Origin of the sequence: Bacillus methanolicus MGA3 (genome assembly GCF_000724485.1) — a bacterium.
Classification (GTDB): Bacteria; Bacillota; Bacilli; order Bacillales; family Cytobacillaceae; genus Bacillus_Z; species Bacillus_Z methanolicus_A.
On record NZ_CP007739.1, the window covers coordinates 48,373 to 70,115 of the forward strand.

At 38.9% G+C, this 21,743-nt stretch carries 22 protein-coding genes; all 22 read left to right on the forward strand.

Features of this window, described 5'->3' with window-relative positions; all coding sequences use genetic code 11:
- Positions 1-83: 83 nt before the first annotated feature.
- The 22 genes from BMMGA3_RS00245 (at position 84) to yabQ (ending at position 21,740) form a co-directional block, all read left to right on the forward strand.
- Positions 84-1,265 (forward strand): resuscitation-promoting factor, encoded by a 1,182-nt coding sequence (locus BMMGA3_RS00245; protein WP_003347138.1) that lies wholly within the window; start codon positions 84-86, stop codon positions 1,263-1,265.
- Between the two features lie 260 nt (positions 1,266-1,525).
- Positions 1,526-2,086: a ribonuclease M5 gene (rnmV, locus tag BMMGA3_RS00250; RefSeq protein ID WP_003347141.1), complete on the forward strand. Its 561-nt coding sequence runs from the start codon at positions 1,526-1,528 to the stop codon at positions 2,084-2,086.
- Entirely contained in the window at positions 2,079-2,957 is an 879-nt protein-coding gene (gene rsmA / locus BMMGA3_RS00255) for a 16S rRNA (adenine(1518)-N(6)/adenine(1519)-N(6))-dimethyltransferase RsmA (RefSeq protein WP_003347143.1), read from the forward strand. Before rnmV ends, rsmA begins: the two co-directional genes overlap by 8 nt.
- 199 nt (positions 2,958-3,156) lie before the next feature.
- The gene (yabG, locus tag BMMGA3_RS00260) at positions 3,157-4,041 is read left to right on the forward strand and encodes a sporulation peptidase YabG (RefSeq protein ID WP_034669144.1); all 885 of its coding nucleotides are present in this window, start codon (positions 3,157-3,159) and stop codon (positions 4,039-4,041) included.
- A 208-nt stretch (positions 4,042-4,249) separates the two neighbouring features.
- Entirely contained in the window at positions 4,250-4,513 is a 264-nt protein-coding gene (veg, locus tag BMMGA3_RS00265; protein WP_003347146.1) for a biofilm formation stimulator Veg, read from the forward strand.
- Positions 4,514-4,717: 204 nt separating this feature from the next.
- Positions 4,718-4,894 carry a small, acid-soluble spore protein, alpha/beta type gene (locus tag BMMGA3_RS00270; protein WP_003347147.1) on the forward strand — a complete coding sequence of 59 codons (177 nt, stop codon included), beginning with the start codon at positions 4,718-4,720 and terminating at the stop codon, positions 4,892-4,894.
- Positions 4,895-5,283: 389 nt separating this feature from the next.
- Positions 5,284-6,153 carry a 4-(cytidine 5'-diphospho)-2-C-methyl-D-erythritol kinase gene (gene ispE, locus BMMGA3_RS00275; RefSeq protein ID WP_003347148.1) on the forward strand — a complete coding sequence of 290 codons (870 nt, stop codon included), beginning with the start codon at positions 5,284-5,286 and terminating at the stop codon, positions 6,151-6,153.
- A 59-nt stretch (positions 6,154-6,212) separates the two neighbouring features.
- Positions 6,213-7,046: a pur operon repressor gene (purR, locus tag BMMGA3_RS00280; RefSeq protein WP_003347149.1), complete on the forward strand. Its 834-nt coding sequence runs from the start codon at positions 6,213-6,215 to the stop codon at positions 7,044-7,046.
- Positions 7,047-7,098: 52 nt separating this feature from the next.
- Positions 7,099-7,473, forward strand: a complete 375-nt coding sequence (gene ridA, locus BMMGA3_RS00285) for a 2-iminobutanoate/2-iminopropanoate deaminase (RefSeq protein ID WP_003347150.1) — start codon at positions 7,099-7,101, stop codon at positions 7,471-7,473.
- 174 nt (positions 7,474-7,647) lie between these two features.
- Positions 7,648-7,938, forward strand: coding sequence for a septation regulator SpoVG (gene spoVG, locus BMMGA3_RS00290; RefSeq protein WP_003347151.1), 291 nt, complete (start codon positions 7,648-7,650; stop codon positions 7,936-7,938).
- Between the two features lie 420 nt (positions 7,939-8,358).
- Positions 8,359-9,732 (forward strand): bifunctional UDP-N-acetylglucosamine diphosphorylase/glucosamine-1-phosphate N-acetyltransferase GlmU, encoded by a 1,374-nt coding sequence (glmU, locus tag BMMGA3_RS00295; RefSeq protein ID WP_003347152.1) that lies wholly within the window; start codon positions 8,359-8,361, stop codon positions 9,730-9,732.
- Between the two features lie 20 nt (positions 9,733-9,752).
- Entirely contained in the window at positions 9,753-10,709 is a 957-nt protein-coding gene (locus tag BMMGA3_RS00300) for a ribose-phosphate diphosphokinase (RefSeq protein WP_003347153.1), read from the forward strand.
- Positions 10,710-10,874: 165 nt separating this feature from the next.
- Positions 10,875-11,510, forward strand: a complete 636-nt coding sequence (locus BMMGA3_RS00305; RefSeq protein ID WP_003347154.1) for a 50S ribosomal protein L25/general stress protein Ctc — start codon at positions 10,875-10,877, stop codon at positions 11,508-11,510.
- A 119-nt stretch (positions 11,511-11,629) separates the two neighbouring features.
- Positions 11,630-12,190, forward strand: a complete 561-nt coding sequence (pth, locus tag BMMGA3_RS00310) for an aminoacyl-tRNA hydrolase (RefSeq protein WP_003347155.1) — start codon at positions 11,630-11,632, stop codon at positions 12,188-12,190.
- A gap of 105 nt (positions 12,191-12,295) precedes the next feature.
- A complete protein-coding gene (locus tag BMMGA3_RS00315) occupies positions 12,296-12,526 on the forward strand; it encodes an anti-sigma-F factor Fin (RefSeq protein ID WP_003347157.1) in 231 nt (76 codons plus the stop codon).
- Between the two features lie 299 nt (positions 12,527-12,825).
- Entirely contained in the window at positions 12,826-16,356 is a 3,531-nt protein-coding gene (mfd, locus tag BMMGA3_RS00320; protein WP_003347159.1) for a transcription-repair coupling factor, read from the forward strand.
- A 277-nt stretch (positions 16,357-16,633) separates the two neighbouring features.
- Positions 16,634-17,170, forward strand: a complete 537-nt coding sequence (gene spoVT / locus BMMGA3_RS00325; RefSeq protein WP_003347161.1) for a stage V sporulation protein T — start codon at positions 16,634-16,636, stop codon at positions 17,168-17,170.
- Positions 17,171-17,324: 154 nt separating this feature from the next.
- Positions 17,325-18,932, forward strand: coding sequence for a putative polysaccharide biosynthesis protein (locus BMMGA3_RS00330; protein ID WP_003347163.1), 1,608 nt, complete (start codon positions 17,325-17,327; stop codon positions 18,930-18,932).
- Between the two features lie 12 nt (positions 18,933-18,944).
- On the forward strand, positions 18,945-20,408 hold the full coding sequence (mazG, locus tag BMMGA3_RS00335) for a bifunctional methyltransferase/pyrophosphohydrolase YabN (protein WP_003347166.1): 1,464 nt from the start codon (positions 18,945-18,947) through the stop codon (positions 20,406-20,408).
- A gap of 27 nt (positions 20,409-20,435) precedes the next feature.
- Positions 20,436-20,702: an RNA-binding S4 domain-containing protein gene (locus tag BMMGA3_RS00340; protein WP_003347168.1), complete on the forward strand. Its 267-nt coding sequence runs from the start codon at positions 20,436-20,438 to the stop codon at positions 20,700-20,702.
- A 103-nt stretch (positions 20,703-20,805) separates the two neighbouring features.
- The gene (gene yabP, locus BMMGA3_RS00345; RefSeq protein WP_003347170.1) at positions 20,806-21,111 is read left to right on the forward strand and encodes a sporulation protein YabP; all 306 of its coding nucleotides are present in this window, start codon (positions 20,806-20,808) and stop codon (positions 21,109-21,111) included.
- Positions 21,108-21,740: a spore cortex biosynthesis protein YabQ gene (gene yabQ / locus BMMGA3_RS00350; RefSeq protein WP_003347172.1), complete on the forward strand. Its 633-nt coding sequence runs from the start codon at positions 21,108-21,110 to the stop codon at positions 21,738-21,740. Before yabP ends, yabQ begins: the two co-directional genes overlap by 4 nt.
- Positions 21,741-21,743 lie beyond the last annotated feature (3 nt).

Sequence of the window (21,743 nt, forward strand, 5' to 3'; positions counted from 1 at the left end):
GAAAAGGCTTAGGTTGACAGGAGATGATAATGTTAATATAATCACTCCGAGAAAAGGAGGCGTTTTTCATCGAGATTCGAAACATGAAAAACCTGTTTTCCAAGTCTTTTAGTAAGAAAAAATTGGCCGTTATTTCTGCTAGTTTCCTAGTTTTTGCTGCCGTCTTCGGAATCTTTCTGTTTGAGACGACGAAGAAGACCGTTGCCATAACTCTTGACGGCCAAAAGAAAGTGATTAAAACACATGCAAAAACGATTCAAGATCTATTCGATGAACTTGATATTTCATTACACTCTAAAGACTATGTGTTTCCCACGTTAAATACGGAGGTGAAAGATAATTTAAAAATTGTATGGAAACCGGCAAAACAGGTTCAAGTCGTACAGGGTAAAGAACAAAAAACTGTTTGGACTACAGCTGAAACTGTAAAAGATCTTTTATTGGAACAAAAGATTATCATAAATGAACATGACGTTGTCCAGCCAAAGCCAGAAGAGGCAATTAAGAACAAAATGCAAATTGGAATCAAAAGAGCTTTTCCATTAACGCTGGTTGACGGCGGAAAAAAACAACAAGTATGGTCAACTTCGACTACGGTCGCTGACTTTTTATCACAGCAAGGGATTACACTAAAGGATTTAGACCGTGTTGAACCTAAGTTACATGAGACAGTCAAAAAAAATGCCGTTGTAAACGTCATTCGAGTTGAAAAAGTCACCGATGTAGTGGAAGAACCAATAAACTTTGCAGTCGTCACTAAAAAAGATGCTAACTTAACAAAAGGATCTGAAAAAGTTATTAAGGAAGGCGAGCAAGGTTTATTAACAAAAAAGTATGAAGTTGTTTTAGAAAATGGAAAAGAAGTTTCCAGAACATTAATCAGCGAACAGAAGATAAAGGATAAACAGGATAAAATTGTAGCAGTCGGCACGAAAGTCATCTCTGAGCAAGTATCCCGCGGGAGTGCTGAAGACGGAAGGGAATTTTATGTAAACTCAACCGCGTATACTGCCAGCTGCAATGGCTGTTCCGGCATAACTTCTTCCGGCATAAATTTAAGAGCAAATCCGAATGTAAAGGTTATTGCTGTTGATCCTCGGGTGATCCCGCTAGGAACAAAGGTTTATGTTGAAGGCTACGGATATGCCGTGGCCGCTGACACAGGATCTGCGATTAACGGTTATAAAATAGATGTTTTCTTTCCGACAAATGAACAAGCTTATCGTTGGGGAAATAAAATGGTAAAAATCAAGGTATTAAATTAATTTATTTATGCAGGGGAGATCAGTGTATCCTCTGCATTTTGCATATTATCCTATTTTCTTTATACTTATTGGGGGAGTGTTTCTCTAGTCTCATTTTATGGTTTTTTCATAATAAATAGACGTTTAATGTTACAAAAATGTTTCAGTTTTTTTTCAAAAAAACTAAAAAATTTTAAAGTATTTTGTTCAATAGTAGCAAAAGCACGTACGGCAGGCTGTCTTGTCGAGAAGTCGCTTTTCGATTTCGAGTGGAGGAACAAATGAAGATTAAAGAAATAATTGTAGTGGAAGGAAAAGATGACACATTAGCAATCAAAAGAGCAGTTGATGCAGATACGATCGAAACGAATGGTTCTGCTCTCAGCGAGGAAACGATTGAAAAAATAAAACTGGCCCATCAGAAAAGAGGTGTCATTATTTTTACAGACCCTGATTTTCCGGGTGAAAAAATAAGAAAAACAATTGCACGCCATGTACCTGAGTGCAAACATGCATTTTTGCCGAAAGAAGCTGCCATAGAAAAGAATGGAAAGGGAGTAGGCGTTGAACATGCTTCATCTGAAATGATCAGGGAGGCGCTCGTGCATGCTCAAATCATGAAAGAAGCAATCAATGAGGAAATCACAAAAGATGATTTAATTGCGGCCGGATTAATCGGCGGAAACGGCTCGAAAGAACGGCGTGAAAAATTAGGTAAAATACTGAAAATCGGATATACAAACGGGAAACAGCTACATAAAAGGCTTTTGATGTTTCAGATTTCTCGTGAGGACTTTGCGGCTGCTGTTGCTGTAATTAGACAGGAGGGGCAAGATGAATAAAGATATAGCTACGCCTGCAAGAACGAAAATGATACTTGAAAAATACGGCTTTTCTTTTAAAAAAAGCCTAGGTCAAAATTTCTTAATTGATACGAATATTTTAAAACGAATTGTCGACCATGCACAATTAACCTCTGAGACCGGAACAATTGAAGTAGGACCGGGTATTGGTGCTTTAACAGAGCAGCTTGCCAAGAGCAGCAAAAAAGTAGTCGCATTTGAAATTGATCAACGCTTACTTCCGATTTTAGAAGAAACTCTGTCGCCTTATTCCAATGTAACAATTATTCATCAGGACGTATTAAAAGCTGATGTGAAAGCAATCATTGAAAAGGAGTTTCAAGGGGTAAATGATTTAATGGTTGTCGCCAATCTGCCTTATTATGTAACGACTCCAATAATTATGAAGCTTTTAGAAGAAAATCTGCCAATCAGAGGTATCGTTGTTATGCTTCAGAAGGAAGTAGCAGATAGGATAGCGGCAAAACCGGGTTCAAAAGATTACGGGTCTCTTTCAATAGCCGTTCAGTATTACACAGAACCTGATACAGTCATGGTCGTCCCTAAAACAGTGTTCGTACCCCAGCCTAATGTAGATTCTGCAGTCATACGGCTAACCCGGAGAGAAGTGGCGCCCGTTAAGGTTCGTGATGAAGCGTTCTTTTTTCAAGTTATCAAAGCAAGCTTTGCACATCGGAGAAAAACGCTTCTAAACAACTTAACAAGCCAACTTCCAAATGGGAAAGAGAAAAAAGAAGCTATACTTGCTGCACTTAATCAAGCGGGTATTGACCCGGGAAGAAGAGGAGAAACCCTTTCGATCGAAGAATTTGGCCGGTTGAGCGATGAACTTTATGTGTATTATCACTAAGGGCCCGTAAAGGGTCTTTTTGTTTTTTGCAGGGAGCTGAAATTTAGATATTATTGCGATTTTGCCTTATGTTTGTCGCACCTAAACGGTCGGCTCCGCTTTTCTTATCACATGTTTACTGTCTTTTGCATAGCTTATGAAAAGAAACGGTAAATGATTAGGAAAGCCTCATTGCGGGGGCTTAGTTGGAGTGACGGCAGTGGAGATAAAAATCAGGGATATTGTCGGAAGGGTTTCTTATCGTTGTGACATTTTGTTTAGAGTGATTGATATAAGGTACGAAGATGGAAGGAAAAATGTTATTTTATATGGAGAAGATTTTCGGCTTATTGCCGATGCACCGTACGAGGATTTAATAAAGGTCGATCCATCAAAGCGAATGAAACTGTCAAGAGAATTTCAGTCACTTGAAGAGCAGTCGTTCAGGCTATTTCGCCAAGATGTGGATTTATTAAAAGAAAAGCAAGAATACGATGTAACAGGCGGGTATACGAAACCAGTGAAATATTTTCAAATTCCCGGGAAAGTTCTTCATGTGGATGGCGACCCTTCTTATTTAAAAAAATGTTTAATGTTATATGAAAAAGTCGGTGTTCCTGTTTTTGGAGTTCATTGCAATGAGAAAGAAATGCCGAACAAAGTTGGACATCTAATTGACTATTACCGACCGGATATTTTGGTGATTACCGGTCATGATGCATATTCAAAATCTAAAGGAAAAATAACAGACCTGAATGCGTATCGGCATTCCAAGGATTTTGCTTTGACAGTGAGGGAAGCAAGAAAGAAAGTGCCTCATTTAGATCAGCTAGTTATTTTCGCTGGCGCATGCCAATCTCATTTTGAATCACTGATTCAAGCAGGTGCAAACTTTGCAAGCTCACCTTCTCGAGTAAATATTCATGCACTTGATCCTGTTTATATCGTCGCAAAAATAAGCTTCACTCCTTTTATGGAAAGGATTAATGTGTGGGATGTTCTAAAGAATACATTAACAGGGGAAAAAGGTCTCGGAGGAATTGAAACGCGCGGTGTATTAAGAACAGGAATGCCATTTCATATTGAATATCATGATCAAGAATAAAATGGAAGCCGTTCGTTTTGAAAAACGGCTTTTTTTGCAGAGCATACATAATCTTTGTCGAAAAAGGTCAACCTAATAATGTTGAAATTTGGAGGAAAAAATAAAAGAAAAATTATTGACAATCATTTCAAATGACTGTTATAATTTATATTTTTTATTTGACTCAAATATGTTTGTGTGTTATACTTTACATAGTGAGGTGGACCGAATGCCAAAAACATTATCGGAAATCAAAAAAGCTCTTGATTCAAATTTAGGGAAAAGACTAATGCTCAAGGCGAACGGTGGACGCAGAAAAACGATTGAGCGTTCCGGTATTTTAGCAGAGACGTATCCTGCAGTGTTTGTGGTCGAATTGGACCAGGATGAAAATGCATTTGAACGTGTATCATACAGCTATGCAGATATTTTAACTGAAACGGTTCAAATTACCTTCTATGAAGATACATCAAGAAATGTTGCTTTAAGCTGACAAAATTACGCTTTAAAGCGAACAGCAAACAAATGGTTTGCTTCTTTTTTCTTTCCAAGCCAAAAGACTCCCACTTCAAATCTCTGATTATGTGGGGGTCTTTTTGGCGCTTTTTTGTTTTTCAAAGGTTAAAAAAGGTTTACATGAAAAAGGACGGCAAACCAATACTATAAATGCTGCGTGTAAAGAAAGGGGATGTTTGTATTGGGCAGAAGAAGAGGAATCATGTCAGAGCGTCTCAAAGAAGAGCTTGCGAAGGAGCTTGGGTTTTATGATGTTGTCCAAAAAGAAGGATGGGGCGGAATTAAAGCACGAGATGCGGGAAATATGGTTAAACGTGCAATCGAACTAGCTGAAGAACAGCTGGCTTCAAGACAATAATTTCTTTGATATCTGCAACAATGGCAATAAGGACGATTTATTCTAAAAGAACATTCAGGATTTACCGCGGCAAAAAAGTCGAGCAAAAAGCTCGGCTTTTCTTTTTTATTTAGAATTAAGAGGCGCTTGCGCTTTTCTTATTGTCCAGCTCCAGCGCCTAGCCCCTCGAGGTCGCTTCGGTCCTGCCAATGAAGTCAAAGAGCGACTTCACAGGCAGGACCTCCAGCGCTTGTCGGGGCTGATCAAGGCGCTTGCGCTTTTCGTTAGAAATGATAAAATATCTTATTTGTGAAGAATGTTCAAATGTTACGTTTTGCAGATGGCGTTATGTGGTACAATAGGACAAAATATGGAGATCGTCGAATTTTGTAAAAGAGTAGGTGGACGTAGTGAAGCTTTTGGTTAAAGCCCCGGCGAAAATCAATTTAACATTAGATGTGTTATATAAACGAACAGATGGTTATCATGAAGTAGAAATGATTATGACGACAATTGATTTGGCAGATCGCTTGGAGCTCTCATTGCTGGACGAGGATCAAATTCGAATCATTTCCCATAATCATTATGTGCCTGATGACGAGCGCAACCTTGCATATCAAGCAGCACAGCTTTTAAAGAAACGGTTTCAAGTGAAAAAAGGCGCAATGATTCGTATTGAAAAAACAATACCTGTTGCAGCCGGATTAGCAGGCGGCAGCAGTGATGCAGCTGCTACTTTAAAGGGTTTAAATAAATTATGGAACCTTGGACTGTCATTGGACGAGCTGGCAGAAATAGGTGCTGAAATTGGATCGGATGTTTCTTTTTGCGTATATGGGGGAACAGCACTTGCCAAGGGAAGAGGAGAGATTATAACGGAACTTCCTGCTCCTCCTACATGCTGGGTTATTCTTGCAAAGCCTTCTATTGGGGTTTCAACAGCCGATGTATATCGCAGGCTTGATTTAAGTCGTATCAACCACCCGAACACAAAAGAAATGATAAAAGCAATCGAAACGAAAGATTACAGTAAGATTTGCGAAAATATGGGGAACGTACTTGAAGATGTAACAATGAAAATGCATCCAGAGGTGGTGTTGATAAAAGATCAAATGAAAAGATTTGGTGCAGATGCCGTATTAATGAGCGGAAGCGGCCCAACAGTATTTGGCCTCGTTCAGCACGATTCACGGCTTCACCGTATTTATAACGGTTTAAGAGGATTTTGTGATCAAGTATATGCGGTAAGAATGTTGGGGGAACGGAATATACTTGATTAAATCCGTACATTAATGATATATTATCATTAAAATATTCGGATTTTTTGGAGGTCCTGTTTATGAAATTTCGTCGAAGCGAACGTTTGGTCGATATGACGAATTATTTATTGGAGCATCCTCGTCAATTGGTTCCGTTAACATTTTTTGCTGAAAGGTATAGTTCTGCTAAATCGTCTATTAGTGAAGATTTGGCAATTATTAAAGAAACCTTTGAACAAAGGGGAATTGGTACGCTGCAAACGGTGCCTGGTGCGGCAGGCGGGGTTAAATTTTTTGTAAAAGTGAAAGAAGAAGAAGTAAGACCGTTTATTGCGCATCTTTGTGATTTAATCAGAAATCCGGAAAGACTGCTTCCCGGAGGCTATCTATATATGACTGACATAATCAGCGACCCGCAAATTGTGAACAAAGTAGGGAGAATGTTTGCTTCTGCTTTTTCCAATACCGAAATCGATGTCGTTATGACGGTTGCTACGAAAGGAATACCGCTTGCTTATGCTGTTGCCAGCCAGCTAAATGTTCCTGTTGTGATTGTCAGAAGAGATAGCAAAGTGACGGAAGGATCGACGGTAAGCATCAATTATGTGTCTGGATCGGCAAAAAGAATTCAGACGATGGTTCTTTCAAAAAGAAGCCTGGCAGAAGGATCCAAAGTACTAATCGTGGATGACTTTATGAAGGCTGGCGGAACGGTTAATGGGATGATCAGCCTGCTAGAAGAATTTAATGCTCAAGTAGCCGGAATAGCAGTGTTAGTTGAATCTGAAAATATTGAAGAGCGTTTAGTGGATGAATATCTGTCACTTGTCCGCCTTTCTGACGTTGATGTGAAAGAGAAAAAAATAAAAGTGAGTGAAGGCAATTTCTTTTCAATGAATATTGGAAATCGTTAGACAGAACTTTTCAGGCAGTGATAAAATAAATAAAAAAAAAGGAGGATGTCAAGTGAAAGCGGTTCAAACAAGCAATGCTCCGGCTGCAATCGGCCCTTATTCCCAGGGGATTGTCGTCAATAACTTATTTTTCAGTTCAGGGCAAATCCCGCTGACTGCTGAAGGAGTTATGGTCGAGGGAGACATTAAAGCACAAACACATCAAGTATTTAAAAATTTACAGGCTGTTCTTAAAGAAGCTGGGGCTTCGTTGGAGACAGTTGTGAAAGCAACGGTTTTTATAAAAAATATGGATGATTTTGCAGCAGTAAATGAGGTTTATGGCCAATATTTCTCTACTCATAAACCGGCGCGCTCAACCGTTGAGGTAGCACGTTTGCCAAAAGATGCTTTAGTCGAAATCGAAGTAATTGCCCTCGTAAAATAGGGGTCATATTAGGCATTATGAAGCAATGCTTCCATAAAAATTCAATATAAAAATTATGTCTCACCGATTTACCCTAATTTTTCTAAAAAATTTTACTATTTAAGAAGGAAAATTGGAAATAATGTTGAAATATATAATTAGATATCTATCTATAGGGTAAAGGTGGTGAACAAAATGGAAGTAACTGACGTTAGATTACGCCGCGTTAACACGGATGGAAGAATGAGAGCAATTGCTTCAATCACTCTCGACAACGAATTTGTTGTCCATGACATTCGCGTTATTGATGGAAATAATGGATTATTTGTTGCCATGCCGAGCAAACGCACTCCGGATGGGGAGTTTCGCGATATTGCTCACCCTATTAATTCAGGAACACGCGGCAAAATCCAAGAAGCTGTTTTGGCTGAGTACCACCGTTTAGGTGAATTAGAAGTAGAATTTGAAGAAGCCGGAGCTTCCTAAGGATATACAACTAGGGCCTACTTCATAGATAGGCTCTTTTTTATTTTTATAAAGGTTTTTTCCGCAGATTTTGATGCTATTGAAAATATAGGAACACTTGCTCTAAAATACATATTGGAGATCTATAGGATTTCCGACTTACTGTGAATGCACGCTGCGTTTGATGGAACAGACGTCAAGGAGCTCACGGATTTTCTAGAAGCAATAATCTTTTAGAAAATATCTATGATAAAAAATGTCTGTGCTTTTCTTTTCCCCGATCCTTCCATAGATAAACCACATCTTCTTAATTGCTTCGTAATTATTTTTTGTGATGTTTCCTATAATGACAAAAATATGTACTTAATGATCATTTCTTGAAATGAATGTCTTTTTAAGATATATTCTTTATGGATAAAAAGGTAAATTGGAGGACTGTTAATGTCGACTCGTTATGCCATCATTTTAGCCGCGGGCAAGGGGACAAGAATGAAGTCAAAGCTTTATAAAGTACTTCATCCTGTATGCGGCAAACCAATGGTTCAACATGTTGTTGATCAAGTTTCTAAGCTTAACATAAATGAAATCGTGACGATTATTGGACATGGAGCAGAAAAAGTGAAAGAACAGCTTGGCGGCCAGAGTAAATATGCCCTTCAGCAAGAACAGCTAGGCACTGCCCATGCAGTTATGCAAGCAAAAGAGATGCTTGCAGGAAAAGAAGGAGTGACCATTGTTGTTTGCGGCGATACACCTCTGATCAAGGCTGAAACAATGGAAGCGCTTTTTCGGCATCATGAAGAGACAAATGCGAAAGCAACGATTTTAACGGCGAAGCTTGAAGATCCAACCGGATATGGAAGAATTATTCGCAATGGCGAAGGTTTTGTCGAAAAGATCGTTGAACATAAGGATGCAACAGAGGATGAACGTACGGTAAAAGAGATCAATACTGGAACATACTGTTTCGATAATATCGCCCTATTTCAAGCATTGCAGCATGTTTCAAATGACAATGTCCAGGGAGAGTACTATCTGCCAGATGTGATTGAAATTCTGAAAAAACAAGGAGAGACAGTAAGTGCTTATCAAACAGAAGATTTTGAAGAAACATTAGGCGTAAATGATCGTGTTGCACTTGCTGAAGCAGAGCGGATCATGCGAAAAAGAATTAATGAATTTCATATGCGAAATGGCGTTACGATCATCGATCCTGGTCATACGTACATTGGTCCTGATGTTGAAATCGGTCAAGATACCATTATTTATCCAGGTTCTGTATTAAGTGGAAAAACTGTTATTGGTTCTGACTGCCAAATCGGCCCAAATAGTGAAATTAGAGATTGTCAGGTCGGAATGAACACGGTTATCCGACAATCTGTAGCTCATAATAGCATGATTGGCTCCTCTGTAAACATCGGGCCATTTGCTCACATTCGTCCGGAATCGAATATACATGATGAAGTAAGGATTGGAAACTTTGTCGAAATTAAAAAATCTGATTTCGGAAAAGGAAGCAAAGCTTCACATCTCAGCTATATCGGAGATGCAGAGGTTGGCAGCGGTGTTAACATCGGATGCGGATCTATAACTGTAAACTACGACGGGAAAAATAAATACTTAACGAAAATCGAAGACGAAGTGTTTATCGGCTGTAATTCCAATCTGGTTGCACCGGTAACAATTGGCCGGGGTGCATATGTTGCTGCAGGTTCTACAATTACCGAAGATGTACCGGCAGAAGCATTGTCGATCGCACGTGCCCGCCAAGTCAATAAAGAAAATTACGTTGAAAAATTAAATCTTAAGAAATAAGCAATATATGGAGGTCAATCATGCCCAACCAATATCTAGACCTGAATTTAAAAGTTTTTGCTTTGAATTCCAACACTGCATTAGCCGAAGAAATAGCAAGAGTGATCGGTGTAGAGCTTGGAAAATGTTCAGTTACCCGTTTCAGTGACGGAGAAATTCAAATTAATATAGAAGAAAGTATTCGCGGCTGTGATGTTTTCGTTATTCAATCTACTAGCCTGCCTGTCAATGAACACTTGATGGAATTATTAATTATGATTGATGCATTAAAACGAGCATCTGCTAAAACAATTAATATTGTAATGCCATATTACGGATATGCTCGTCAGGATCGCAAAGCTCGTGCTCGTGAACCGATTACTGCGAAACTGGTTGCCAACCTTCTGGAAACAGCTGGTGCTAGCCGTGTCATTACACTTGACTTACATGCACCACAAATTCAGGGGTTCTTCGATATTCCGATCGATCATCTTATGGGTGTTCCAATTTTAGCAGAATACTTTAAGAACAAAGATTTCGATGGAGATATTGTGATTGTTTCTCCAGACCATGGCGGAGTAACAAGAGCTCGGAGATTGGCAGAGCGCTTGAAAGCTCCGATTGCTATCATTGATAAACGGCGTCCAAAGCCAAATGTAGCTGAGATTATGAATATCGTAGGGAACATTGAAGGTAAAGTGGTAATCTTAATAGATGACATTATTGATACTGCAGGAACGATTACTTTAGCGGCTAATGCTTTAGTAGATAATGGAGCGTCAGAAGTATTTGCCTGCTGTACACATCCTGTATTATCGGGACCTGCCATTGAGCGCATTGAAAACTCAAAAATTAAAGAATTGGTTGTGACAAATTCTATTGCCCTGCCAGAAGAAAAGAGAAGTGAAAAAATTGTTCAGCTTTCAGTTGCTCCACTGATCGGGGAAGCGATTATCCGTGTTCATGAAGAGCAGTCTGTCAGCACACTTTTTGATTAATTAATTAAATAAAAAGCGTATGGCTTGCTAATTTAAGCAAGCCTTGCTCCGTTTTCATATTTTCAATGAGCCGGAAAAGAATTCAGTATACAAACGTTTAGACTTTCCTGATTTAGGGTATTTTTATATATAGACTTTGACTTTAGATTAGGAGGGTGACGTTTTATGAGTGCTGTTTTACAAGCAAAAGAACGGACGGAGTTTCGCAGCTCCATTTTAAGGAAATTGCGCGAACAAGGAAATATTCCGGCAGTTATCTATGGCAGCGGAGTGGAAAGCAAGCCAATTTATGTGAGTGCGAAAGACTTAATAAAAACCATCCGTAAAGTTGGAAGAAATGGGATTATTTCCTTGGATATTAATGGGGATCAGCATCAAGTCATACTAAGGGAATACCAGGAAGATCCTTTGAAAAAGGAATTGATCCATGCTGATTTCCGTGCTGTGGATATGTCATCAGAAATAGACGCGGATGTACGAATCGATCTCGTTGGTGAAGCAGCCGGTGTGAAAGACGGAGGAGTCTTGCAACAACCGCTGCATAGTTTATCCATCACGGCAAAACCTGGTGATATTCCAAATTCTATTGAAGTGGATGTAACAAATCTTCAAGTTGGGGAAGCCTTGACAATTGCAGATATCAAAGCGGATAAACCATACCAAATAAACCATGATGAAGAAGAAGTTATTTGTTCCATATTGCCACCTAAGCAAGAGGAAGAAATAAGCTCAGGTGAAAAACAAGATGGAGGTATTCCTGAGAACGAAGAAGGAAGAGAAACACCTGCTAGTGAAGAATAGATGGTAAAAGCCCTTGTTATACAATTCTTTTAACAAGGGCTTTTTTAGTTTATAATAGCAAAAAGAGTCTTGAAATAAACTTTAATACGAGATTTTTTTAAAAATAAAGGGTGGGAAAAATGAGGTTAATCGTCGGACTTGGCAATCCGGGAAAACTATATGATAAAACAAGGCATAATATTGGATTTGAAGTTATTGATAGACTGTCTGAATCACTAAAAATTCCGTTAGATCAGGCAAAGCTAAAAGGAATTTATGGAATGGGCTTTGTGAACGGAGAAAAGCTGATTTTATTAAAACCGCTTACATACATGAATTTATCTGGTGAATCCATTCGAGCCGTTATGGACTATTATGATATTGCTCTTGAAGATTTGCTGGTTATTTATGATGATCTCGATTTGCCTGTAGGGAAAATCAGGCTACGGCAAAAAGGGAGTGCAGGCGGCCATAATGGAATGAAGTCGACGATTGCCCATTTAGGTTCTCAAGAATTTAACCGAATTCGCGTTGGAATTGACAGGCCGCCTGCTGGAATGAGTGTCGTTGATTATGTTTTGGACCGGTTTCGAGAGGATGAACAGGAAATTATGGATGATGTAATAAAGAAATGTGCTGAAGCATGTGAAGCTTGGCTGCAAAAGCCTTTTATCCAGGTAATGAATGAATATAATCAATAAATCATGAACTGTAGACCTAAAATACTCAATGATCTCTAAATGAATAAGTTCCTCCAAATTCGTAAATAATATGTTTATTGAAAGATGATACAAGGAGGGACAGGCTTGACCATACATTATCATTGCCGCCATTGCGGAGTAGAAATTGGAAGGTTAGAAAAAATGTCTGTTCACGCGGAATCACTTGGTTTGCATAAGTTAACAGGTGAAGAACGGCAAGACATGATATCATATGATAATTCAGGCAATATCCACATAAAATCTATTTGCGAAGACTGCCAGGAAGTTTTGGAGAGAAATCCTGACTATCACCAATATGATTTCTTGCTTCATTAATACGCTTTGGACATTCATCCAAAGCATTTTTCTGTTTGTTCAGCTGCAGCGGCTAGGCCCTCGGGGTCATAAGCCATCCTCCTGTGGTGGCTGAAGAACTGCCTCCTCGGAGGCTGTCTTATGCCCGTCGGGCCTGATCAAGCCGCTTCCGCTTTTCGATTGTCCAGCTGCGGCTCCTAGGGACTTGAGACATAAGCCGTACCGCTGTGGCGGCTGAAGAGCTGCCTCCTCGCGGTCCGTCTTATGTTTTTCGTCCCTAAGCAGTCGCCTCGCTTTTCTGTTTGGAGAGGAGGTTTTTTATGAAAGGAATTATTAATCAATTTAATAAACAAGATGATATACAATCGGTTATTTCCGGTTTGGATGCAGGCTTAAAAGAGCAGTTGATTGCCGGATTATCCGGGTCGGCCAGAACGGTTTTTTTAGCTTCCGTCTATCAACAAACAAAAAAGCCGATTCTGGTCGTAACCCATAATCTATTACAAGCACAAAAACTATATGATGATGTGGCCGGCATGCTCGGAGAGAAAGAAGTGTTTTTATATCCTGCCAATGAACTGATTATGGCTGAAATGAGTATAGCAAGCCCTGAATTGAAAGCCCAGCGTATTGAAACGGTGAATCATTGGAGCAAAAACCAAAATGGAATTGTAATTGTTCCTGTTGCCGGACTGCGAAAAATTTTGCCGCCAAAATCTCTCTGGGAACATTATCAGCTTTTTATAAAACTTGGAGATGAAATAGATTTAGAACAATATTTGCAGAAGCTCATTAAAATGGGTTATGTGCGTACGGACATGGTTTCATCTCCGGGAGAATTCAGCCTGAGAGGCGGTATTATCGATATTTATCCATTAACGGAGCCTGAGCCGATCCGGATTGAATTATTTGATACACAAATCGATTCCATTCGCTCTTTTTCACTGGAAGATCAGCGCTCCAAAGAAAAACTAGCAGAAATTTTAATTGGCCCTGCAACTGAGAATCCACTGGAACCGGAGCATTTTGATAATATTATTAACAAACTTGAAGACGGATTAGCAAAAAGCTTGAACAAAATAAAAGACGATAAATCAAAAGCATTGCTTTTACAAAATATCGGTTACGAGCTTGAACAGTTAAAAAATGGGCAAAAACCGGAGCAAGTATTTAAATATCTATCATTTGCCTATGAAAAAGCCGGTAGTTTACTAGACTATTTACCTGACAACGGACTAATTTTTATTGATGAGATAAGCAGAGTACAAGAGATGAACGATTCTTTAGAAAAAGAAGAGGCTGAATGGTATACAAGTTTATTAAGTGAAGGGCAAATTGTTCATGATATAAAAATTTCACACCAGCTCCATCATTTACTTCAAACAACGAAACGGTCGATTCTTTATTTGTCTTTATTCCTTAGGCACGTTCCAAATACAAATCCGCAAAATATAATTAATATTTCATGCAAACAAATGCAAAATTTCCATGGACAAATGCATGTGTTGAAGGGTGAAATTGATCGCTGGAAAAAAGGCCATTATTCAATTGTTTTTCTAGGGCCTGATAGAGAACGAGTAAAAAAACTTCAAAAAGTACTTGAGGATTATGAAATTGATGCAACCGTTACAGGCGAGAACCAGGAATTATTGCCGGGAAAAGTTCAAATTATTGAGGGAAGCCTGAATACAGGATTTGAAATTCCGATTCAAAAAATCGCAGTCATTACCGAGGAAGAACTATTTAATAAAAAAACAAAGAGACCGGCGCGCCGCCAGAAACTTTCAAACGCAGAAAAGATCAAAAGCTATTCCGAATTGCGAGTCGGGGATTATGTTGTCCATGTTAACCATGGAATTGGGAAATATTTAGGTATTGAAACACTTGAGATTAACGGTGTGCACAAAGACTATCTCCATATCCGCTATCAAGGGAACGATAAGCTTTATGTTCCTGTTGAACAAATTGATCTTGTGCAAAAATATGTTGGCTCAGAGGGAAAAGAGCCAAAAATTTATAAACTTGGCGGCAGTGATTGGAAAAGGGTAAAAAACAAAGTCAAATCATCCGTACAAAACATTGCGGATGATTTGATTAAGCTTTATGCAGAACGGGAAGCGGCCAGAGGATATGCTTTTTCCCCGGATGGAGAGATGCAAAGAGAATTTGAGGCTGCCTTTCCTTATCAAGAAACGGAAGATCAGCTTCGTTCTATACATGAAATTAAAAGAGATATGGAGCGGGAACGTCCGATGGATCGGCTGTTGTGCGGAGATGTTGGTTACGGAAAAACAGAGGTTGCCCTCCGCGCTGCCTTCAAAGCGATTGCAGACGGCAAGCAAGTTGCGTTTCTTGTTCCGACGACAATCCTTGCCCAGCAGCATTATGAAACAATGAAGGAAAGATTTCAGGATTATCCAATAAAGATTGGGTTATTAAGCCGTTTCCGGACAAGAAAACAACAGACCGAGACATTAAAAGGACTAAAAGATGGAACGATTGATATCGTAGTTGGGACTCACCGTCTTCTTTCGAAAGATGTGGTTTTCCGGGATTTAGGTTTATTGATTATCGACGAAGAACAGCGATTTGGGGTTGCCCACAAAGAAAAAATCAAGCAACTGAAAACAAATATCGATGTATTAACGTTAACGGCAACACCAATTCCAAGAACTCTTCATATGTCGATGCTAGGGGTGAGGGACCTGTCGGTTATTGAGACGCCGCCTGAAAATCGTTTCCCTGTCCAAACATATGTATTGGAATATAATGGCGGTCTTGTCAAAGAAGCGATTGAAAGAGAGCTTGCAAGAGGAGGACAAGTTTATTTCTTATATAACCGGGTTGAAGACATTGAGAGGAAAGCGGAAGAAATTTCGATGCTTGTTCCTGATGCAAGGGTTGTATATGCCCATGGGAAGATGTCGGAAAATGAACTAGAATCTGTGATGCTCACTTTCATTGAAGGGGAAGCCGATGTTCTTGTCAGCACAACAATTATTGAAACCGGGGTAGACATCCCGAATGTTAATACTCTGATAGTCTATGATGCTGATAAAATGGGTCTTTCTCAACTTTATCAATTGCGGGGCCGGGTAGGAAGGTCCAACCGTGTTGCGTATGCGTATTTTACCTATCGGAAAGATAAGGTGTTGACAGAAGTGGCAGAAAAACGTTTGCAGGCCATTAAAGAATTTACCGAACTAGGATCAGGATTTAAAATCGCGATGCGTGATTTATCAATCCGGGGAGCAGGCAATTTGCTTGGGGCAGAGCAACATGGATTTATCGACTCTGTTGGATTTGACCTGTATTCACAAATGCTGAAAGAAGCAATTGAGGAACGAAAAGGTAACAATGAACAGCCAAAGAGAACCCAGCTTGAGATTGATTTAGAGGTTGATGCTTATATCCCTGATTCGTATATCGCGGACGGTCACCAAAAAATAGAAATGTACAAACGATTCCGGGCTATTAGTTCCCTTGATGATATAGAAGAACTTCAGGAAGAAATGATCGACAGATTTGGAGAATATCCTGATGAGGTTGCATATTTGTTCCAAATTGCTGAGATGAAGGTTTACGGCCAGCTTGCCGGAGTAGAAATAATAAAACAGACGAAAAACGAAGTGCTGATTTTATTGTCGGAAGAAGGAAGTAAGGATATAGACGGCCAGAAAATTTTCCAACTAAGCAGCAAACATGGCAGAGTTGTCGGCTTAGGCATGGAAGGGAAAAAGCTGAAAATGGTTCTTCATATTAAAGGGATTGATATTCCAATGTGGATGAATATTGCATTTGAGATGATTCAGGGTTTGCATGATGCGAAAAAAGACCCGGTTGAACAATAGGCTTTTATACGGAATTTCTTGCTCTGTCATTGAATTGTATTGGTAATGATGTTTAAAATAAACAAACAAGGGTATTTTCTATTAAGTAACCGCTTTTTTATTGGTATGATTATCCGTTTTTGGTATATTTATCGCTTGTAAGAAAAAATATTAGATTGTGTATAGAACTTTCCGTATGAAAGATACTAAGTTCAAATTTGGTGATGATTTCAAATAAAGAGAACTTGATACATTGCCAAAAGAAAATAATCATCAGATGAAAGTGAGGCATCGTTGAATGAAAGCAACAGGTATTGTTCGTCGAATCGATGATTTAGGTCGAGTAGTTATTCCAAAAGAAATTCGCAGAACTTTGCGTATACGTGAGGGAGATCCATTAGAGATTTTTGTGGATCGTGATGGAGAGGTAATTTTAAAGAAGTATTCTCCTATTAGTGAGTTAGGTGATTTTGCAAAAGAATATGCTGAAGCATTATATGACAGTTTAGGGAATCCTGTATTAATCTGTGATAGAGATGCTTATATTGCGGTTGCCGGCGGTTCGAAAAAGGACTACTTAAATAAAAACATTAGTGATCTTGTAGAGAAAATAATGGAAGAACGGAATTCTGTTCTTCAAAATCAACAATCATCCGTATCCCTTGTTGATGGATATGAAGAACCTCTTTCTGCTTATACGATTGGACCGATCATTGCAAATGGGGACCCAATTGGAGCAGTAATTATCTTTTCAAAGGACGGTTCTCTCGGAGAAGTTGAGCAGAAATCTGTAGAAACAGCTGCTAGCTTTCTTGCAAGACAAATGGAACAATGATTATTTGAATGCAAAGGTTTGAGCGCACGCACTGGCTGGACAAGTATTTGTTCAGCCAGTGCGTACGCTTTTTTGTGTTGTCTAGTTTCGGGCAGTCGCTTCCGCTTTTCTATGTTATAATACGTTCGATATTGTTTTTGGAAGGGGATGGGCGATGAAGCCCGAGATTGAATCAAAACAGGTTGTTAAAGGAGCGTTTTTATTAACAGTCGCTGCTATCATTACAAAAATATTAAGTGCCATTTATCGGGTTCCATTTCAAAATATTGCAGGTGACATCGGCTTTTACATATACCAGCAAGTTTATCCGTTTTATGGAGCGGCAGTTGTTCTTTCTACCTATGGGTTTCCGGTCGTCATTTCAAAACTTTATGCAGAGAAGATGTCTCTAAATGATAGGGATGGAGCCAATCAGCTTTTAGTTATCTCTTTCTTTTTTTTATTGCTGCTTGGGCTGATTTGTTTTTTCGGATTGTATACCGGAGCAGACTGGTTGTCTAGGCTGATGGGAGATTCAAATCTTGCTCCATTATTTAAAGTCATATCGCTTGTTTTTCTGATCTTTCCGTTTATCTCTGTTTTAAGAGGCTATTTTCAAGGGAAAAATGATATGGTGCCGACTGCTGTTTCGCAGATTGGTGAACAAACGGTCAGGGTTGCAACAATCCTGACATTAGCTTCTGTTTTTATGGCAAAGGATTACCCTCTTTATTTTGCCGGGGCCGGAGCAGTGTTTGGTTCGGTTACCGGCGCACTTACATCAGCCTTAATTTTATGGTTGTTTCTTAAGAAAAAAAATAAAAAGTTCGTATTTACAAAGGCTTTAAGGCTGACGCGCTCTCAAACGGCCAGAATGATAAAGGCGTTGTCCATTGAAGGGACAGCGATCTGTATTACTGGAATGCTTTTGATTATTATTCAGCTGGCAGATTCCCTCAATTTATATTCCCTGCTTATTGTTTCAGGCGCAGGCCGAGAAGAAGCAAAAGTCCTGAAAGGAATTTATGATCGCGGCCAGCCGCTCATCCAGCTTGGAACCGCGCCTGCGACTTCATTGTCTTTAACACTTGTACCGTTGATTTCTCGTGAAAAATTAAAAGCGAAAAAAGATCTATTGTTGGAAAAAATTAAATCAGCGATTCAAATTAGTGTAATTATTGGAACTGGTGCTTCAGTCGGATTATGGAGCATTATCGAGCCGACAAATAAAATGCTTTTTGAAAACTCAGAAGGCTCTAATGTGCTGGCTGTCTTATGTTTCATCATTTTATTAAGCTCTATTATTATTACTTTATCGAGCATTCTTCAGGGTATGGGCTATACACTATTTCCTGCATTGACCATCTTAGCCGGGTTTGCTTTAAAGCTTATGGGAAATCTTATCTTAGTTCCTTCTTTCGGCATTATGGGAGCTGCGATGGCATCTTTAGCAACATTTGCTTTTATCATGATATTATTGATGGTGAAAGTTTGGATGATTATTGGAACTCGATTGTTATCGGCTCGCTTGTTATTCGTTGTCATGTTGGCGGCAGGTGTAATGGCTTTGATCCTGCATGTTTATATAACGTTTTCAGATCGACTCTTTTTTATAAGTGAAGCAGGCCGCATTGCATCAGCGATTCAGGCTGTCAGCGCAGTTGGACTTGGCGGGCTTGTCTACTTATGGATCATTTTAAGAGGACATATCCTTAAGAAAGAAGAAATTGCACTGCTTCCATTAGGAAGCAAGTTATTATTATTACTGCCAAAAAGAGATTAGGAGAAGAACCATATGGCCAAAAAAATTGTCATTGTTGGACTTGGTGCGGGAGATTTAGATCAGCTCCCATTAGGGGTATATAAAAAACTTACTGGAAGTAAAAATATTTATTTACGGACAAAAGAGCATCCAGTTGTTTATGAGCTCGAAAAAGAGGGAGTTCAATTTGAGTCCTTTGATTATATTTATGAAAAACATGAAAAATTTGAAGATGTTTATGAGGAAATTTGCACTGTACTGCTGCAACAAGCAGCTGCAGAAACAATTGTTTATGCAGTACCCGGTCATCCCCTTGTTGCTGAAAAAACGGTACAGTTATTGTTAGAAAGGGGAAAAAAACAGGGGATTGAAATAGAAATCGGGGGAGGTCAAAGTTTTCTTGACTCTCTCTTTCAAGCTTTAAAAATCGATCCGATTGAAGGGTTTCAGCTACTCGATGGCACATTTTTAAAACGCGACAATATAAATCTTACCCAGCACGTTATTATTGGCCAGGTTTATGATGCTTTTGTTGCCTCCGAAGTAAAACTAACTTTGATGGAAAAGCTTCCTGATGATTATGAAATCTATATTGTGACAGCTGCAGGAAGCAAAAACGAATGCATTAAGAAAATTCCACTTTACGAACTGGACAGGGAAATGGAGTTAAACAATTTAACATCTGTATACATTCCTCCGGTTTCTGATGAAAAGCTGCTTTATAAAGAATTTACAAAGCTTAGGGAAATTATTGCTGAATTAAGAGGACCAAACGGATGTCCATGGGATAAAAAACAAACACATCAGTCGCTAAAAAAATATCTAATTGAAGAAGCTTATGAATTAATTGAAGCAATTAATCTTGACGATATTGATCATATGATTGAAGAACTTGGAGACGTGCTCTTGCAAGTAATGCTTCATGCGCAAATTGGAGAGGATGAAGGGTTCTTTTCCATTGATGATATTATAGAATCAATATCTGCAAAAATGATTAGACGCCACCCGCATGTATTCGGCGATACCCAAGCTCTAAATGTAGAAGCTGTTTTGCAAAATTGGGAGCAGATTAAAAAGGCAGAAAAAGGTGGAAAGCCTTCCTCTAGGTTAAAAGGGGTAGGAAGAGGCCTGCCTAATTTGCTGAGAGCTTTTGCGTTGCAAAAAGAAGCGGCAAAAGTTGGTTTTGATTGGAAAGAAATTCAGCCTGCCTGGGAGAAAGTAAAAGAAGAATTAGAAGAATTTCAGAGTGAGATTGTAAAACCAGAACAGAATGAGAATTTATTTAAAGAGTATGGAGATTTGCTTTTTGCACTCGTTAATATTGCCCGGTTTTGCAATATTGATCCTGAAGAAGCTTTGTTTGAGGCTAATCAAAAATTTATCCGCAGATTTTCCTATGTAGAGCAAAAAGTGATTGAGAGCGGTAAATCCTTTGAACAGTTTTCATTAGAAGAACTTGATTCGTTTTGGGACGAAGCAAAAAAACAAGGATTATAACGTAAATAACAGGGGAGAGTGAAAAGAATGCGGCTCGATAAATTTTTAAAAGTCTCACGGCTTATTAAACGCCGGACATTAGCAAAAGAAGTTTCAGACCAAGGAAGGATTACAATTAACGGCCAGCAAGCAAAAGCCAGCTCTACAGTGAAAGAAGGAGATGAACTGACTATCCGGTTTGGCCAGAAGATTGTAACTGTAAAAGTAGAAAAGCTTCAAGAAACATCTCGCAAAGAAGAAGCGGCTGAAATGTACTCTGTCATTAAAGAAGAGAGAATACAGGAAACTGAATAATTGAGGAAAGCGGGGGTTTCGTCCTCCGCTCTTGTTCTATTTATCCCGCTTTTTACATACACATGTACAAAAAGGTTGTACATTGTGATTGTGAGGGATGATGATGAGTCAATATTACGAAACAAATAATTCAAGCAAAAGCCCCGTCCAGGAACATGACATCATTATGAGGAGCAGGCGCTTGCTTGATATAACAGGAGTCAAGCAAGTAGAAAGTTTTGATAACGAGGAATTTTTGCTGGAGACTGTTATGGGTTTTCTCGCAATACGCGGTCAAAACCTGCAAATGAAAAATCTTGATGTCGATAAAGGGATTGTTTCCATTAAAGGGAAAGTGTACGATATTGTTTATTTAGACGAGCACCACGGGGAGAAAGCTAAAGGAATTTTTAGCAAGTTGTTTCGATGACCCTGTCAACACAGTTCATTACGATGCTAGCCATGATTGGCATGGGCAGTTTTTTCGGGGCCGCCCTTGATACGTATAACCGATTTTTACAGCGTTCCCGTCGAAAGAAATGGTTTGTTTTTATGAATGATTTACTCTTTTGGCTGTTGCAGGCACTTATCATTTTTTATGTCTTGTTTCTTGTCAATAAGGGAGAAATAAGGTTTTTTATTTTTATTGCTCTTTTGTGTGGATTCGCGGCGTATCAAAGCTTGATCAAACAACTGTATTTGCGACTTTTGGAATTTGCTATATCCATCTTTGTAGCGACTTATAAGTTTGTTGTAAAGACTATTCAAATGCTTATCATAAGGCCTCTTCAATCGTTATTTTTACTCGTCATTTCAATTGTTGTTATGATTGGAAGGGGTCTTTTTGCCCTTGTTAAATTTGTTTTTAAGGTTTTAGTATTTATAGGAAAGACTCTTTGGAGACCAATTCAGGGCTTGCTTTTCTTTTTTTGGAGGCTTATGCCGAAAAACATTAAAAAATTCGTCGAGAAGTTATATAATAAAATGGCAGGAATTATACACAGTTTAAAGAAATATGTTGTAAGCTTTAAAAATAGATGGAAAAATCGTAAAGAGTAAGGA

Coding starts and splice junctions, on each gene's coding strand:
- BMMGA3_RS00245 (WP_003347138.1), top strand. CDS start 84: ATGAAAAACCTGTTTTCCAAGTCTTTTAGTAAGAAAAAATTGGCCGTT.
- BMMGA3_RS00330 (WP_003347163.1), top strand. CDS start 17,325: ATGAAGCCCGAGATTGAATCAAAACAGGTTGTTAAAGGAGCGTTTTTA.
- BMMGA3_RS00300 (WP_003347153.1), top strand. CDS start 9,753: ATGCCCAACCAATATCTAGACCTGAATTTAAAAGTTTTTGCTTTGAAT.
- mazG (WP_003347166.1), top strand. CDS start 18,945: ATGGCCAAAAAAATTGTCATTGTTGGACTTGGTGCGGGAGATTTAGAT.
- yabQ (WP_003347172.1), top strand. CDS start 21,108: ATGACCCTGTCAACACAGTTCATTACGATGCTAGCCATGATTGGCATG.
- BMMGA3_RS00305 (WP_003347154.1), top strand. CDS start 10,875: ATGAGTGCTGTTTTACAAGCAAAAGAACGGACGGAGTTTCGCAGCTCC.
- glmU (WP_003347152.1), top strand. CDS start 8,359: ATGTCGACTCGTTATGCCATCATTTTAGCCGCGGGCAAGGGGACAAGA.
- rsmA (WP_003347143.1), top strand. CDS start 2,079: ATGAATAAAGATATAGCTACGCCTGCAAGAACGAAAATGATACTTGAA.
- purR (WP_003347149.1), top strand. CDS start 6,213: ATGAAATTTCGTCGAAGCGAACGTTTGGTCGATATGACGAATTATTTA.
- spoVT (WP_003347161.1), top strand. CDS start 16,634: ATGAAAGCAACAGGTATTGTTCGTCGAATCGATGATTTAGGTCGAGTA.
- mfd (WP_003347159.1), top strand. CDS start 12,826: ATGAAAGGAATTATTAATCAATTTAATAAACAAGATGATATACAATCG.
- veg (WP_003347146.1), top strand. CDS start 4,250: ATGCCAAAAACATTATCGGAAATCAAAAAAGCTCTTGATTCAAATTTA.
- spoVG (WP_003347151.1), top strand. CDS start 7,648: ATGGAAGTAACTGACGTTAGATTACGCCGCGTTAACACGGATGGAAGA.
- yabP (WP_003347170.1), top strand. CDS start 20,806: ATGAGTCAATATTACGAAACAAATAATTCAAGCAAAAGCCCCGTCCAG.
- rnmV (WP_003347141.1), top strand. CDS start 1,526: ATGAAGATTAAAGAAATAATTGTAGTGGAAGGAAAAGATGACACATTA.
- pth (WP_003347155.1), top strand. CDS start 11,630: ATGAGGTTAATCGTCGGACTTGGCAATCCGGGAAAACTATATGATAAA.
- BMMGA3_RS00340 (WP_003347168.1), top strand. CDS start 20,436: ATGCGGCTCGATAAATTTTTAAAAGTCTCACGGCTTATTAAACGCCGG.